Here is a 17370-nt window from a genome sequence, read left to right as displayed (position 1 = left end):
CCCATGATATACATGAGTTAATTTTGGGGAATTTGTTTTCATGCATTCCCGTCGCCCTCAGATTTTCGTCGACATCCTGCGCGGGCATGCGACTGCTCAGAGCGAAAATCCTGCGGTCACGTTTCTCGGCGATGATGGCAGCGAGGAGACTTGGAGCTATGGCGAGCTCGACGCGCGCGCGCGTGCGATGGCGGCCAGCCTGCTCGATCTGACCGAACCCGGACAGCGTGCGCTGTTGCTTTGTCCGCAGGGGCTCGACTTCGTCGCGGCCATTCTCGCTTGCTTCTATTCCGGTGTGGTTGCCGTTCCCGCGTACCCCCCGGCTAATGCGCGGCATTGGCCGCGGCTGGCGCGCATCCTGGCGGACTCGCAGGCCAGCGTCGTGGTGTCGACGTCTGCAGCGAGAGCGCGGACCGAGGCTTGGCTCGAGGGAATGCGCCGCGACGGACAGAATCCGGGCGCACTGCTGATTTGCGAGGAGGTCGATCCAGGCTGCGCGGAGCGGTTTGTCGGACCGGATCTGTCGCCCGACAGCTACGCGTTCCTGCAGTACACATCGGGATCGACGACGGCTCCCAAGGGGGTTGTCGTCACGCACGCCAATCTGCTCACGAACCTCATCATGATTCGCGACAGCTTCGGGCTGACCAGCCGTTCGGATACGGTCAGCTGGCTTCCGGTGTTTCACGACATGGGGTTGATCGCCAGTCTTCTCGAGCAGCTGTTTCTTGGCGCGCGCGTGGTGCTGCTGGCGGCGCCGACCTTCATCCGGCGTCCCGCGACCTGGCTCGAAGCCATCACGCGCTTTCGCCCCGATTGGGTCGGGGCGCCCAACTTCGGCTATGCGCGTTGTGTGGAGGGGATCAGCGACGAGCAGCGGCGCTCGCTCGATCTGTCGTCCGTGCGTGTCGCCTATTGCGGGTCGGAGCCAGTCGATTCCCGCGTCGCCGATGCCTTCGCCGCGGCCTTTGCTCCGAGCGGGTTCAATCCGAAGGCGTTCCATCCGTGCTACGGTATGGCTGAGGTGACGCTGTTTGCGGCCGGCAGCGAGCCCGGCAGCGGCGGGCGCCGCATCTCCCTCGATGGCGCGGCGCTCGAGCGGCGCGAGGCACGGCGCGTGGTGCCGGAGATGCCCGGGGCCAGGGTGCTGTTTTCATGTGGGCGGCCTGCGCCGGGAGAGACGCTGCGCATCGTCGACCCTGAAAGTTGCCGGCCGGTGGCGGACGGTGTCGTCGGAGAGATCTGGCTGGCCGGGCCGCATGTCGCGCTCGGCTATTGGCGGAATGCCGAGCAGACGCGGGCATCATTCGGCGTGAGGCTGGCCGACGGCAGCGATGACGTGGCCTACTTCCGGACCGGAGATCTCGGCTTCGTCGACGCCGGCGAGGTCTGCGTGACCGGGCGCATCAAGGATCTGCTGATCATTCGCGGCCGCAATCACTATCCGCAGGATATCGAGCGCACCGTCGCGATGGCGCATCCGAGCCTGCAGCCGGCGGATTCCGGCGCCGCCTTTGCCGTCTTGCGGGATGGCAGCGAGCATCCGGTCGTCGTGCATGAGGTGCGTCGGACAGCGCTGCGTCGGCTCGATGGCGACCAGGTCGTCAGCGCCATCCGCACGGCCGTCGCAGAGGAGCATGGGCTTGCGCTCGACGCGGTCGTGTTGTTGCAGCCGCCGACATTGCCGCGCACCTCCAGCGGCAAGGTTCAGCGCCGGGAATGCGCGCGGGCCTTCGCGGCCCGCGAGCTTGCCGAGGTATTTCGCTGGGAGGCGCCGCGTGCGGGCGCCAACTCTGCCGCCGACATCGTCGGAACAGATGTTGCTGCGTCCGGCCTCGGCGATCAATCTGGAGAGCCCGGTAGGGCCGAGCTCGCGATCTCGTGGCTGCGCGACTATGCCGAGACGCGGATCGACTCGCGCCTCGTCGACGAGCGCCGCACCATTCCGCCGCACATCGTGCTCGATCTCGGCCGCAAGGGCCTGCTTGGCATGCGAGCGCCGCAAGAGGTCGGCGGCCTTGCGCTGTCGTATCGCGACATGCTGCGGGTCCTGCAGCAGATCGCCGCGATCGACACCACGATTGCGGCGTTCGTCGCTGCGCATAATGTGCTCGGCGTACAGCCCGTGCTGCGTCATGGGACGGAGGCGCAGCGCCGGCTGTTGCTCCCTGATCTCGCGCAGGGGCGTCAGCTCGCCAGCTTCGCATTCACGGAGCCCGCCGCCGGGTCCAACTCGACGGCGATCACGGCCACCGCCGTCGAGAACGACGACGGCACCTACACGCTGAATGGCAGCAAGCGCTGGATCGGCACGGCGTCGTGGGCCGGCACGATCCACGTCTTTGCCCGCGTCATCGATCGTGCAGGCGTCAACCGTGGCATCACCGCCTTCACTCTGGCGCAGCATACGCCCGGTCTCATTCAAGGACCCGAAGAGCTGACGGTCGGCCTGCGCGGCATGGTGCAGAACTGTGTCGAGCTGCGCGATGCGCGTGCGACGGCTGCCGATGTGCTCGGCGGGATCGGGCGCGGCATGCAGATCGCCCAGGAGATCCTGCAGCTGGGCCGTGCCTGCACGGCAGCGGTGTCAGCCGGCGTGCTGAAGCGCAGCGCCCAGCTCATGGTGCGCTATGCCGGCCGGCGGCAGATCGCGTCGGGACGGCTGCTCGACAACGTCGTGTCGCGTGACCGGCTGACCGCGGTGCTGGTCGAGGCGGTGGCGCTCGATCAGTTCGTTCAGTCGATCGCCGGATGGCTCGACGCCGGGATCGACGTCCCCGCTGAGATCTACGCCGCGATCAAGGCGCTATCGGCCGAAACCGCCTATCGCGGGGTGGACAGCCTCGTCCAGATGCTCGGCGGGCGCGGCTATATCGAAACCAATCTCGCGCCGCAGATGCTGCGCGACGTTCGCCTGCTGCGCATCTTCGAAGGGCCGACCGAGACGATGCAGATGTTCGTCGGCAGCCGCGTGGCCGCCGGCAGCGAGCAATTGCGGTCCTTCCTCCGCGACCGATTGGCGGTGCCCGAGCTCAGCGACGCGCTAGACGGCGCGGCGCGGCGGCTCGTGCAAACCAATGTCGACGTGCAGCGGGGCGTGGCTCTGCTGGCCGAGCTCGGCTGCTGGACGGTGTGGTGCGCCGTGGTCGAGTCCGACAAGGACAGCGGCTCCTCTGCCGCCGATCCGCTCGCGGCCCGTGCGCGCGACTGGGTCGGTCAGCGTCTCGCCATGGCGACCAAGGCCATCGACGACGCCATCGCGGGGGCTGCGCCCGAGCCGCTCGGCGTTACCGAGATCGAGGCGGCCGTCGCGCGGTTCGTCCGTGACATCGGCGATCACGAGCAGCGTCGTCCGGGCGTCGTTGATCAGCTCGATCCTCTGCTGCGCCGGGAGGAGAGCGCGGCCGAAGCGATGGCCTTGCGTCCGGAAGAGACGGTCGCACCGGCCCAGGTCTCGGCCCCGGGCGTGCAGCGCGCCGCGGTGCTGACGCGCGCAACTGACGGTGCCGCCGGTGTCCTGGATCATGCTGCGATCGAGCGCTGGCTGCAGCAGTGGATTGCCAAGCGGTCCCAGCTGAATATTGCGAGCGTCGACAGGCGCCGTGCCTTTGCGGATTTTGGCCTGGACTCGGTCACATCGGTCGAGCTCGCGTCGGACCTGGCGCAGTTCGTGCGAGCAGACGTATCGCAGACCGCGGCATGGGACTATCCCAATATCGAGGCGCTGGCGCGTGCCACGGCCCAAAGCCTCGCCGCGAAGAGCCTCGCCACCAAGGCTGATGTTGAAGGCTCAGCGCGCTGGCCGCGCGACCGCCGCCAAGTGGCTGTCGCGGCGAGAGGCCGCAGCGCCGAGGTCGATCTCGACGGATTGTCCGAGAGTCAGCTTGCAACACTGCTCTCCGCAGAGATCGATGGTCGGGATCGCCGGCCATGATGGACAGGCGCGGACTTGGTCCTGACGGCGAAGCTCGTCAGGCAGAACGACCGATTCACGATCTGCTGCGGCTCGCCTATGAGCAGATCCGTTCGCTCCGCAACGAGCTCGCCGAGCGCGACGTGGCTGCCAGCGAGCCGATCGCCATCGTCGGCATGGGCTGTCGTTTTCCGGGCGGGGCGCGGGACGCCGCGAGCTTGTGGCGCGTTCTGCGCGATGGCGTCGACACCGTCGGCACCGTGCCGCGCGAGCGGTTCGATGCCGATGCCCTGTATGATCCTGATCCCGACGCAGCCGGCAAGATCCTCAGCCGCTGCGGCGCCTTCCTCGATGATGTCGATTGCTTCGACTCCGAACTGTTCGGCATCTCGCCGCTCGAGGCCGCGAACATGGATCCGCAGCAGCGCGTCCTGCTCGAGGTGGCCTGGGAGGCGCTGGAGGATGCCGGTTACGATCCGCTCGGCCTGAGCGGCAGCCGCACCGGCGTCTATGTCGGCATGATGTACCAGGATCACTACGCTCGTCAGCTGCGTGAAATGGGGCGTGAGGAGATCGGCGCCTATCTCGGCACCGGCGCGACCTTCAGCGCGGCCGCCGGACGCGTGTCCTACGTGCTCGGTTTGCAGGGACCGAGCATCGTGGTCGATACGGCATGCTCGTCGTCGCTGGTGAGCGTGCATCTCGCCTGCCAGGCTCTGCGCAACAACGAATGCGAGGTTGCGCTCGCCGGCGGTGTCAACGTCATGCTTGTCGCCGAGCCGACGATCAATCTGTCGCGGGCGCGCATGATCTCGCCGAGCGGACGCTGCCGGACGTTCGACGCCACGGCCGACGGCTATACGCGCGGGGAAGGCTGCGGCGTCATCGTCCTCAAGCGGCTGTCGGCGGCCGAAGCCGACGGCGATCGCATTCTCGGCCTGGTGCGCGGTTCGGCCGTCAACCAGGATGGCCGGAGCAACGGTTTCACGGCGCCGAGCGGTGCTGCGCAACGCGCGGTGTTTCGCGATGCGCTGGCTGCGGCGGGCGTGGTGGCGGCGGATGTCGGCTACGTCGAATGCCACGGCACCGGCACGCCGCTTGGCGATCCGATCGAGGTCGGCTCGATCGGCGATGTGTATGGCGAGCGGCCTGCGGAGCGGCCTCTGGCGCTGGGGGCTGCGAAGACCAATTTCGGGCATCTGGAAAGCGCCGCGGGCATCTGCGGCCTGATCAAGGCGCTCCTGGTCCTGCAGCACGGTGAGATCCCGCCGAGCCTGCATCTGCGCGAGCTCAATCCGAAGATCCGGCTGAATGGCCGGCCGATCGTGATCCCGACGGCGTCCACGCCGTGGTTCGGCAACGGCCCGCGGCTCGCGGCGGTCAACGCCTTCGGTTTCGTCGGCACCAATGCGCAGGTGATCCTCGAAGCCGCGCCCGCCGATGCCGCGCGGGCACAGCCGATCCCGCACAGCGTCGATGTCGTCTCGTCTGTTGCAGCAGGGAACGACGCGGCGCGGGACGGTGCGCCGCTGGATGCAACATCGCGCGAGCAGCACTGGGTGCTGCCGCTGTCAGCCACCGGACCGGACGTGCTTGATGCGCTGTGCGGCCGCTATGCCGATCGCCTTGCGCAGGCCGGCACGGATGAACTGGCCGATATCTGTTTCACCGCGAGCACCGGACGCGCCCATCTGCGCGAGCGGATCGCCATTGTCGCGACGAGCGCGGCCGACATGGCCGAGCAGCTCCGCGCGGCGGCGTCCGGGCGCTCCACCGGAATCGCCCGCGGTCGTGCGCCGCGCGAGGCCGTTCGTCCCGTGCTGCTGTTCACCGGGCAAGGCTCGCAATATGCAGGGGCGGGGCGCCGCCTCTACGCCACTCAGCCGCGCTTTCGCGACGCGCTGGATCATTGCTGCGAGCTGCTGCGCGACCAGACAGGCATCGTGCTGACGGATCTGCTGTTCGCCGAGCCAGGCTCCCCTCATGGCGCTCTGCTTGATCAGACGCAATATACGCAGCCGGCGCTGGTCGCGTTGCAACTGGCGCTGCTCGAGCTCTGGCGTCACTGGGGCATCGAGCCCGCCGCGGTGCTCGGACATAGCGTCGGAGAAATCTCGGCGGCTGCAGCCGCCGGCGTGCTGACGCCGGAGGACGCGCTGCGTCTCGCCGCGATCCGCGGACGCCTGATGCAGGAGCTGCCTGCAGGCGGCGGCATGGCGGTGGTCTTTGCGCCGGCGAACTGGGCGTGCGAAGCGGTGGCTGCGTTTCCGGAAACGCTCGCCGTCGCCGGCTTCAATGCGCCCTGTGAGAACGTGATCTCGGGCGCGCTGGATGATCTGCGCGTCGTGATCGATCAGGCCCGGGCCGCGGGGATCGAGGTCAAGCGGCTGGCCGTGTCGCACGCATTCCACTCGCCGCTGATGCGCCCGATGGTCGCGCGCCTGCGCAGCGCACTCGCGGGCGTCCAGATGCAGGCGCCGGTCGTGCCGTTGGTGTCGAACCTGACCGGCGGCTTCGTCGCGCCCGAGCATATCGCGCACCCGGACTATTGGTGCGAGCACGTGCTGGCGCCGGTGCGCTTCGAGGACAGCGTGCGGACGCTGGCGGCAGCCGGGTTCTCGCATGCGCTCGAACTGGGACCGCAGCCGATTCTGGCGGGTCTCGCGATGCAGATCGTCCCCGAATGGACGGCCTGTCCGACCTTGCGGCGTGGCCGCGATGATGATGAGACGGCCTGCTCGGCGCTCGCACGCCTGCATGTCGATGGTGTTGCGATCGACTGGCGCGCGGTGCATGCGGGCGCGGTGCGGCATCGCACCGCCGCGCCGCATTATCCGTTCCGGCGCGAGCGTCATTGGCTCTATCCCGAGGAGGATCGCCGGCCGGCCGAGCTGGCTGCGCCACGCCGCGTCGGCTCCGAGCTGCTGCTGGGTGAGCGTGTCGATGTGGTCGGTGCGCCCGCAGGGACTCAGACCTGGGAGGTGGATGCAGAGCCCGCACGACGCCGCCATCTCGGCGAGCACGCGCTGCTCGGGCGCGCGATCTGGCCGGTGTCGGCGCAGATCGAGCTGGCGCTCGAGGCGGCGCGCACAGGCTTTGATGTCGACTGCTGCGAGGTTGAGGACATCGAGCTGGTGCGCACGCTATACGCGGAGGATCCTGCCGCGCAGCGTATCCAGGTTCAGTTGGAGCACCGTCCGGGCGGCATGGCCGCGCTGAGCATCCATGCGCGCCGCGCGGATGATGGCACGACCGGGTGGCAGCTCCACACCCGCGCCCGCGTGCGGCTGCCGCGCCCTGCAACGGCGCTTCGCTCTGCCACGAACGCGAGCGATGCGACAACGGCGCCGATCGCCCGCGGCGCGCAGGCGGCGCTCGAATTCTCGATGATGTTCTTTGCGGCGATCGAGTCCGATGCGCCGGCCGATCGCTACGCGTTGATTCTGGAGGCGGCCCGGTGCGGTGATGCCGCAGGCTTCGGTGCCGTCTGGGTGCCGGAACGGCATTTCACGCCGATGGGAAGCCTGTATCCGAATCCATCGGTGCTGCATGCCGCGCTGGCGCGCGAGACCAGCCGCATCCATTTGCGCGCCGGCAGCGTGGTGCTGCCGCTGCATCATCCGATCCGCATCGCCGAGGAATGGGCGATGGTGGACAATCTGTCCGGCGGCCGGATCGGCGTCTCCGTGGCGCCGGGCTGGAATCCGGCCGACTTCCTGCTGGCGTCCGGCAATTACGAGGATCGCTATCGCGATCTCTACGACGGCGTCGAACGTCTGCGCGCACTCTGGCGCGGCGAGCCTGTCACAGCCGGCGGTCCGAACGGCGACACGCAGGTGCGGGTCTATCCGACGCCTTTGCAGAAGGAGCTGCCGCTCTGGATCACGGCGGCGCGCAATCCGGAGTCGTTCCGGCAGGCCGGCGCGTTGGGCACCAACCTGCTCACCCATCTGCTCGATCAGGACGTCGACGCGCTGGCCGAGAAGATCGCGATCTATCGCGCCGCCCGCGCCGAGCACGGCCATGATCCCGAGGCTGGTCGCGTCACCGTGATGTGCCACACCTTCATTGCCGATGATCTGCAGACGGTGCGGCGCGTCGCCCGCAAACCGTTTTGCGATTACCTCAAGGCCAGCAAGCCGCTGCTGCGCGGGCTCGCCGAGAGTCGCGGCCAGGACTTTGACATCGACGCGCTCTCCGACGCCGATATGGAGGCGTTCGTCGCGTTTCTCTATGAGCGTTTCGAGGGGACGCGGGCGCTGTTCGGCACGCCGGACAGCTGCCTCGACATGAGCTTGCGCCTGCGCGCGGCCGGTGTCGACGAGATCGCGTGCCTGCTGGATTTCGGTCTCGGCGACACTGATATCCTCGCTCACCTGCCGCAGCTCGCAGCGCTGCGCGATCTGCACGAGCAGGCTTGCGCAGGCAGCGGCCCGGTAGCTGGACGCGATGCAAATGAACTAAGCGTCGAACTTGCTGTAGCTCGGCAGAGCTGTCCCACCGAGCTGTCCGTTGCCGATTTCTATAGCGGCCTCGCTGCGCGCGGCGTTGAACTGCAGGGCAGCCTGCGCGTGCTGCGCGCACTTTCTGTCGGCGACGGCCGGGCGCTTGGTCGCCTCCCGGGCCGTGCGCGCGCGGACCGCTCGCGCGAGGTCGGCGCCGCCTTCATCGATGGCTGCCTGCAGACGGCGCTCGCCGCGCTGCTGCACCATGTCGGCGCCAGCGATCCCGACGGCATCTTCGTGCCGACGCGCGTCGGCGGGGTGCAGTTGCACCGGCCGGTCAGCGACTGGCCGGAAGATGATGTTCATGCCTTTGCGCAGATCGCCGATGCATCGAGGGGGTCCTTGAGCGGGAGCGTCGTCGCGTGCGATGCGGACGGGCAGCCCCTGCTGTCGATCCGCGACCTCGTGGTCGAGCGGCTGAAGACAGAGGCCGTGGACGATGAGCTCGCTGATTGGGGCTACGACATTCGCTGGCGGGTCAGTCCTGCTACAGCGTCATCTGCTAAGCAGTCCGCCGACAACTGGATCGTGCTGGCTGATGAGCGGGGCGTCGCCGATGCGTGGCTCAAAGCAGCGGCCGGCAAGCCGTTCGCCATACGCCGCTTCAAGGACCAGGCTGAGCTGCCGGCCGCGGAGCAGTTCGCGTGGCTCGATGCGCTCGATCTGACGACCTGTCCCGGCATCCTCTGTCTGTGGCCGCTCGACTCGCCGTCGATTGCGGACATGGACAGCGCGGCCTTGCTGGCGGCGCAGGCGCGCGGGGTAGGGACCGTCATCGCCCTGGTGCAGGCGGTGACGCGCCGCGCGGGATGCCCGACCCGCATCTGGATCGGAACATCGGATGCGCAGGCCGTCAGCGAGGATGACGCGGTCGCCGGATGCGTGCATGCAAGCCTCTGGGGCATGGCCGCGGCCGTGGCGCGCGAGCATCCGCGGCTGTGGGGCGGGATCGCCGACATCGATCCGAAGGCTGCGCCCGCAGATGCCGCATCTGGAATCGCGGCGCTGTTGCGCGGCGCGCCCGGCGAGGATCAGATCGCCTTGCGCGGCGGCGTCCAGTACGTGCGGCGCCTCGTTCGCGCGCCGCTGAAGCCAGCCGCGGAACCACTCAGCATCAGTGGCGAGGGCACCTATCTGATCGCTGGCGGTCTCGGTGGCCTCGGCCTCACGGTCGCGCGCTGGCTGGTCGAGCGCGGGGCACGGCACCTGCTTCTGCTCGCACGCTCGGTGCGCGACGCCGATGATCCTGATATCGCCGAGCTCGCGTCGCAGGGCGTCACCGTCGACTACAGGAGCGTCGACATTGGCGACGCCGCAGCGCTCTCGCGCATCCTGGACGACTGGAAGGCGAGCGATCGTCCCGCCATTCGCGGCGCCGTCCACGCCGCCGGCGTATTTCACGATCAGCCGCTGGAAGCCGTCACGCCGGCAGATCTCGAGACGGGCCTGCGGGCCAAGGTGGTCGGGGCTCATGCCCTGGATCGCGCGCTCGGCAATGGGCCGTTGGATTTCTTCCTGCTGTTTTCGAGCTTCTCCTCGCTCACGCCACCCGCTGGACAGTCGGTCTATGCCTCGGCCTGCGCCTTTCTCGATGGCCTCGCCGAGCGGCGCTGCGCAAGCGGGCAAATGGCGCTCTCGATCGCCTGGGGCGCCTGGTCGGATGTCGGTTTCGCCGCCACCGCCTATGGGCAGCAGGCGCATGCGCGCCTCGCCCAGGCCGGCATGAGCCGGATGACGCCTGACCAGGGCATCGCGGTGCTGGCGCGGCTGCTCGGCCATCCGTCTGCGGCGCGCGTTGCGGTGCTGCCGGGTGATCTCACGACGCTCGCCGAGCATGATGGCCTGCTCGCGGGATTGCCGATCCTGCGCGAGGTGCTGGGCGAGAAGGCCGGCCGTGCCGTGCAACAATCGGCTGCCGCCACGGCATTCCTCGCCACGCTGAAGTCGCACGATCTCGAAGCGCAGCGCGAGCTGCTGCTGAATGCCCTGTGCGGCATTGTCGGCGACATCTTGAAGCAGCGGCGCGAGCGCGTCGAGGTGAGCCGCCGTCTGACCGATCTCGGACTCGATTCGCTGGTCGCCATGCAGTTCAAGAACCGTATCGGCCGCGAGCTCGGCCTGGACGTCTCGCTGATCGATCTGCTGCGCGGGGCCAGCATCGCGTCACTCGCTGAAACGCTGCTCATCGGTTTCCGCGTCGACGCCGTGCGGGCGCGGCAGGCTCCGGCCGATCTCGAGCCGGGACGAGAAAAGGTGCGCGATGAGTTCACGCTCTGATCTGCTGCAGCTGCTCGAGACCTGCGCGCGCCAGGGCATCGATCTCGGCGTCGCCGGCGAGGACCTGCGCGTCAGCGCCCCCGCCGGAGCCGTGACATCCGAGCTGCGCGACCAGCTTCGTTCTCACAAGGCGGAGCTGATCGGATATCTCAAGCGCGGCCGGGCCGAGCCGGGTCTTGCTATCGGTCCAGCGCCTGTGGGCGCCGACCGCACCCGGCTCTCGCTGGCCCAGCAGAATCTGTGGTTCCTGCATCAGCTCGATCCCGCGAGCCTTCCGGCCTATGTCGTCCGCTCGGCGATCCGCATCGAGGGAGAGCTCGATCCGGCGCGCTGGCAGGCCGCGCTCGACGCCAGCGTGGAGCGTCACGAAAGTCTGCGGACGACGTTCGAGCAGATCGACGGCCAGCCGGTGGCGCGCATCCACGCCCGCGTCACGGTGCCGTTCCGCACCGTCGATCTGTGCAAGCTGCCGCAGCACGAACGGGACGCGGCGCTGATCGCGCTGATGGATGCAGACGGCGACCATGCCTTCGACCTCGCCGAACCGCCGTTGTTGCGCGCGACGTTGGCCCGGCTTGGCGAGCGCGATTGGTGCTTCCTGGTCTGCGCGCATCATCTCGTGGCGGACGCCTGGTCGGCAGGCCTGGTCCTGCGCGAGATGGTCGACGTCTATCGCGGCCTGTCGCTGCCGCTTCCACGGCTGCAATTCGCTGACGCCGTCCATTGGCAGGCCGATCAACTTGCGGGAGCCGGGACCGATCGCGATCTCGCCTACTGGCGTGAGCATCTGGCCGACGCGCCGGAGTTGCAGCTTCCGACGGACCGGCGCGCACCGAGCGCGCCCGACTATCGGGGCGCCTCCGAGCCCTTCGCGCTGCCGGCGGAACTGTCGAATGCGCTCGCTGACCTCGCGCGCCGGCAGGGCGTCACGATGTTCTCGATCATGCTCGCCGCCTTCGGCCTGCTACTGCAGCGTTATAGCAGGAGCGATGACATCTCGATCGGCACTTCCATTGCAGGCCGCAACGAGCGCGAGCTTGAGGACATCGTCGGCTTCTTTGCCAGCCTGCTCGTGCTTCGTCTCGACCATGGCGGCCGGGATGCCGCCTTTCGCGACCATCTCGCGCAGGTCCACCGCGAGGTGCTGCAGGGTTTTGCGCATCAGGCCACGCCGTTCGACGCGGTCGTGAAGGCGCTGCGCCCCGATCGGGCAGTCGGTCAGAATCCCCTGTTCCGCGCGCTTTTCCTGTTCTTGAAGAGCGACGTCGAGCAATTGTCGCCGCCCGGCCTGCGCTTCAGTGCACTGCAGATGCCGAGCGTGATGTCCAAGTTCGATCTCAGCCTGCATGTCGAGCAGACGGCGGGCGGGTGGCGCGGCCTGATCGAATACAAGACGTGCCTGTTCCAGCCGGAGACGATCAGGCAGATGCGGGACGGCCTGCTCGCGCTGCTGCAGGCGATCGCGCGCGACGATGCAGCCCCGGTCAGCCTGCTTCCCATCATGAGCGCGGCCGCGCGGACCGAGCTCATCAAGCGCCGCAACGAGATCGATCACGTCGCAGTCGCGGATGTGAGCCTGCACGGCTGGTTTGCGCGCGTGGCGCACCGCTATGCTGACCGTGTGGCCGTCACCGACGGCAGCATCCAGCTGACCTACGCCGAGCTTGATCGTCGCGCCAACCGCTTCGCGCACAGGTTGGTGGCGTGTGGCATCGGCCGGGAAGATCGCGTCGGTGTCTATCTCGACCGCAGCTGCGCCATGGTCGTGGCCATCCTCGGCATTCTCAAAGCGGGGGCCGCCTATGTGCCGCTGGACCCGGGCGATCCCGCCGCTCATTTGGCTGCCACGCTGTCCGCCAGCCGCATCGCAACGGTCGTCACGACCCAAGCGATGGCCAGTGAGCTCGATCTGGGCCAAGTGCATGCCATCTTCATCGATGCGCCGAGCGCGTTCTCGGCCGCCGACGACCGGCCGCCCCAGGTCGACGTCGTGCTTGCGAATGCGGCCTATGTGATCCACACGTCAGGCTCGACCGGCCGGCCGCGCGGCGTCGTGGTCACGCACGGCAATGTCACGCGGCTGATGGCGGCCACGCGGGCCTGGTTCAACTTCAGCAGCGACGACGTCTGGACGCTGTTCCACTCGTTCGCGTTCGATTTCTCGGTCTGGGAAATGTGGGGCGCGCTGCTGCATGGCGGCCGCGTCGTCATCGTGCCCTATCTCACCAGCCGCGCGCCGGAGCAGTTCCTCTCGGTCCTGGTCGAGGAGGGGGTCACGGTGCTGAACCAGACGCCGTCGGCGTTTCGCGCGCTGATGGCCGGCTCGCGCCACGCCGAGCGATCCGCGGCGCTGCGGCTGCGGACGGTGATCTTCGGCGGCGAAGCGCTCGAGCCTGCGATGCTGGCGCCATGGTTCGATGCCCATGGTGACCAGCAGCCGCAGCTGTTCAACATGTACGGGATCACCGAGACCACCGTCCACGTCACGCGGCGGCTGATCACGGATCAGGATTGCCGGACCGGCAGTCGCAGCCTGATCGGACAGCGTATTCCCGACCTTGCTCTGTATATCCTGGACGAGGCGTTGCAGCCGGTGCCGGAAGGCGTGTCAGGCGAGCTCTATGTCGGCGGCGCCGGCGTATCGCGCGGCTATCTCCATCTTCCCGGCGGAACGGCCGCGCGCTTCGTGCCGGATGCCTACGCGAGTGAGCCAGGCGCGCGGCTGTATCGCACCGGCGATCTGGCGTGCTGGCGGCCGTCAGCCGATATCGAATATCTCGGCCGCTGTGACGATCAGGTGAAGCTGCGTGGTTTCCGCATCGAGCCCGCGGAGATCGAAGCCGTGCTTGCCGCCGATCCCCTGGTGCGCGATTGCGTCGTCGTCGCCCGTGAGGATGCGCCGGGGCGTCGGCAACTCGTGGCCTATTACCTGGCCGCGGCGGCGGACGCCGCCATCGCGGCCGATCTGCGCGGACGTTGCGAGCAGGCGCTGCCGGCGCACATGGTTCCCTCCGCCTTCGTGCATCTGCCGAGCTGGCCGCTGACGCGCAACGGCAAGCTCGATCGCAAGGCGTTGCCGGCGCCCGATGGTGAGGCACGCGGCGCGTCAGGTGTCTACGAGCCGCCGCAGACGGGCACCGAGCGCGCGATCGCGCGCATCTGGGAAGAATTGCTGGAGGTGCAACGCGTCGGCCGTCTCGACGATTTCTTCGCGCGCGGCGGCGATTCGATGATCAGTCTCCAGGTTCTCGCTCAGCTGCGGAAGGCAGGGTTCGAGACCTCGGTCGCGACGCTCTATCGTCACCCGCGCGTGGTCGACCTGGCCCGGGCGATCGATGTAGAGGCGGCGCTCGCGCGTCCTGCACAAGCAAGGTCAGCGACGGCGCCGTTTGCGCTCTTGTCCGCGGCCGATCGCGCCCGCATCCCCGCCGGGATTAGCGATGCCTATCCGCTGTCGCGGCTGCAGGCCGGCATGCTGTTCGAGGAGCAGCTTAATCCGGCCGATTGTCTCTATCGCGACGTGTTCACGTTCCACGTCCGGCTGCCGCTCGATCTGCCGGCGTGGAACGCTGAGCTTGCCGCCGCGATGGCCCAGCACGATGTGCTGCGCACCAGCCTGTCGCTGGCCAGTTTCGAGGAGCAGCTGCAGCTGGTGAACGAGAGCGCCGCGCTCCGCTGTACCGGCGAGGATGTGTCCGGCCTCGGTCACGACGCCCAGGAGCTGCGCATCCTAGACATCGTCGAGCAGATGCGTCGCACGCCCTATGAGCTCGCGACCGCGCCGTTGCTGCGCTTCCATCTGCTCCGGCGCGCGGCGGACGAAATGCAGATCGTGCTCGGCTTCCATCACGTCATTCTCGACGGCTGGAGCGTGGCGACGCTGATGACGCAGCTATTGTCGGGCTATGCGCTTCGCTGCCGCGGCGGCGTGCCCCTCACCGCAGCGCGCCCGCCGGTCGCCTTCGCCGAGCTGATCGCGCTGGAGCGCGCGGCGATCGCCGCGCCCGCGCATCAGCAGTTTTGGGCCGCCGAGGTCGAACGGCTGCCGTCCGGCCGGATGCCGCGCTCGCCGGTCGGCGCCGCATCTGTTGGTCGCGACATCCGGCTGGTGCCGGTGCCGGTCAGCGCCTCGGTCGCTTCGGGCCTGCGCGCACTGGCGGCGCGGGCGGAGGCGCCGTTGAAGAGCGTGCTGCTCGCAGCACATTTGCGCGTGCTGTCGTTCCTGACGGGAGAGCGCGAGGTCGCCACGGGGCTCACGATCAATTGCCGGCCCGAATGCGACGGCGGAGAGCGCGTGCTCGGCGTCTTCCTGAACACGCTGCCGCTGCAGCTCTCGCTGGCCGATGCCGGCAGCAGTCTGGACCTGGTGCGGGCTACCTTCGCGGCCGAGCGCCGGCTGCTGCCGCACCGGCACTATCCGATGGCCGCGATCAAGACACTGGCCGGCGCTCGACGCCTGTTCGAGACCGTGTTCAACTTTGTCCATTTCCACGTCTACGAGGCGATCACGCAGCAGGGCGGCGTCGAGGTTCTCGGCTACAAAGTGTGGGAACAGACCGACTTCCCGCTGATCCTGCAGGCCAGCGTGCTGCCGTCGTCCGATACGCTCGAACTGGTGATGATCGCGGATGCGGCGATCCTTCCGGCCGCGCAGCTCGATCGCATGGCCGAGTGCTATACGCGCTGCCTGGAGACGATGGCCGCCGCCATGGACGCGCCATGCCGGTCGGACAGCCTGCTCTCGGCCGCCGAGCGCAGCGCGCTGCTCGAACGCGGGCGCCCGGACGCGCTTACGATCAGCGACACCGTGCCGTCCCCGCCAGGCTTGCACGAACGCTTCCAACTGGTCGCCCGCCGTCAGCCCGATGCGGTCGCCCTGACCGCGACGGGCGAGAGCGTGACCTATCGCGAGCTGGCGAGGCGCAGCGCGCAGCTCGCTCATTATTTGCGTGCACGTGGCGTCCATAGCGAGACGCGCGTCGGCCTTTGTCTCAGCCGCTCGATCGACCAGATCGTCGCCATTCTCGCGGTGCTGCAGGCGCAAGGCATCTATGTGCCGCTCGATCCGGCGCACCCGCCGGGCCGGCTGCTCGGCATGATCGAGGACAGCGCGGCCCTGCTGGTGCTGACGCAGGCCGAGCACGCCGTGATGCTGCAGGGCGCGCCTCTCATCCTGATCGACGACGACGCGCCATGGCGCGACCTGCCGGACACGCCTCCGCCCGGTGCGACGAGTCCGGACAATGGCGCCTATGTCATCTACACCAGCGGCTCGTCGGGCCGGCCCAAGGGAGTCGTCGTGTCGCACGGCAATGCGACGCGCCTGTTCGAGGCGACGGCGGCCAACTACGCCCCGTCGGTCGCGGATGTCTGGACGCTGTTTCATTCCTACGCCTTCGATTTTTCGGTGTGGGAGATCTGGGGCGCGCTGCTGCATGGCGGCCGCCTGGTCGTGGTGCCGCTGGAGACCAGTCGCGCACCCGGCGCGTTTCTCGACCTGCTCGCGCGCGAGCAGGTGACGATCCTCAATCAGACGCCGGCGGCATTCGCGCAGCTCGCGGCGGAGGACGCGCGGCGCGACGGCCAGGGTGTCCGTCCGCATCTGGCGCTGAGGCACGTGATCTTTGGCGGCGACGTCCTGCATGCCGCGACGCTTACCGACTGGTTCAAACGTCGCGGCGACGCGCATCCGGTGCTGACCAACATGTACGGCATCACCGAGACGACGGTGCACGTCACGCACCGGCGCGTCAGTGCATCGGATGCGTTCGAGGGGCAGGGCAACATGATCGGCGTTCCGATCTCCGACCTCGGCGCCTATGTCTTGGACGCCGCTGCTGAACTCGTGCCGGTCGGTACGGCAGGCGAGATCTATGTCAGCGGCGCCGGCGTGGCGCGCGGATATCTCGGGCGCGGCGGATTGACGGCTTCGCGCTTCGTTCCGGATCCCTTCCGCGCCGGGCGGCTCTACCGGACCGGCGACGCGGCGCGCTGGCAGGACAGCGGCGAGCTGGAGTTTTTCGGCCGTCTCGACGGTCAGGTGAAGGTCCGTGGCTTCCGGGTCGAGCTTGCCGAGATCGAGCAGGTGCTGCGCGCGGCCGGATTACGCGACGCCGTGGTGCGCCAGCAACGAGACGGCGGCCGGCTCGTGGCGTACTGCGTGCAGGCCGAGGGGCCGGCGCTGGATGCGCGCAGTCTGCGCCAGCGATGCGAGGCCCTGTTGCCCGACTACATGGTGCCCGCGGCCTATGTCATGCTCGACGCGCTACCGCTCACGATCAACGGCAAGCTGAACACCGCAGCGCTGCCGCAGCCCGATGACAGCGCGCTGCTCGTGGCCAGCTTCGTCGCGCCGCGCAATGCCAGCGAGGAAGGCCTGTGCGAGATCTTCAAGTCGGTGCTCCAGATCGAGCGCGTCGGCATCGAGGATAATTTCTTTGCGCTGGGAGGCCATTCGCTGCATGCGACGCAACTCGTCTCGCGGACCAAGCAGGTGTTCGGCATTGATCTGCCGCTGCGCGCAGTCTTCGAGGCGACGACCGTCGCGCAACTGGCGCAGCGCATCGCCGATCTCGGCGGATCTGCCGCAGCAGGCCCGGACACGCGTCTGTCCGGAACGGAAGAGCGTTTGCGGCCACGACGCCGGCAACGTGCGACTCTCGATGGCCGGTGAAG

At 68.4% G+C, this 17370-nt stretch carries 3 protein-coding genes; all 3 read left to right on the top strand.

The window, feature by feature from the left end:
- The first annotated feature begins 40 nt into the window (after positions 1-40).
- Genes ACQR1B_RS17915 through ACQR1B_RS17905 form a run of 3 tightly spaced genes read left to right on the top strand, consistent with a single transcriptional unit; the run spans position 41 to position 17368 of the window.
- The gene (locus ACQR1B_RS17915; RefSeq protein ID WP_434834666.1) at positions 41-3934 is read left to right on the top strand and encodes an AMP-binding protein; all 3894 of its coding nucleotides are present in this window, start codon (positions 41-43) and stop codon (positions 3932-3934) included.
- Positions 3931-10695 carry a type I polyketide synthase gene (locus ACQR1B_RS17910; RefSeq protein ID WP_434834665.1) on the top strand — a complete coding sequence of 2255 codons (6765 nt, stop codon included), beginning with the start codon at positions 3931-3933 and terminating at the stop codon, positions 10693-10695. Before ACQR1B_RS17915 ends, ACQR1B_RS17910 begins: the two co-directional genes overlap by 4 nt.
- On the top strand, positions 10679-17368 hold the full coding sequence (locus ACQR1B_RS17905) for an amino acid adenylation domain-containing protein (protein WP_434834664.1): 6690 nt from the start codon (positions 10679-10681) through the stop codon (positions 17366-17368). Before ACQR1B_RS17910 ends, ACQR1B_RS17905 begins: the two co-directional genes overlap by 17 nt.
- Positions 17369-17370: the final 2 nt, after the last annotated feature.

This window comes from Bradyrhizobium oligotrophicum (assembly GCF_051168495.1).
GTDB lineage: Bacteria > Pseudomonadota > Alphaproteobacteria > Rhizobiales > Xanthobacteraceae > Bradyrhizobium > Bradyrhizobium oligotrophicum_A.
This window is presented reverse-complemented; position numbering and strand designations above follow the sequence as displayed.

Coding starts and splice junctions, on each gene's coding strand:
- ACQR1B_RS17905 (WP_434834664.1), top strand. CDS start 10,679: ATGAGTTCACGCTCTGATCTGCTGCAGCTGCTCGAGACCTGCGCGCGC.
- ACQR1B_RS17915 (WP_434834666.1), top strand. CDS start 41: ATGCATTCCCGTCGCCCTCAGATTTTCGTCGACATCCTGCGCGGGCAT.
- ACQR1B_RS17910 (WP_434834665.1), top strand. CDS start 3,931: ATGATGGACAGGCGCGGACTTGGTCCTGACGGCGAAGCTCGTCAGGCA.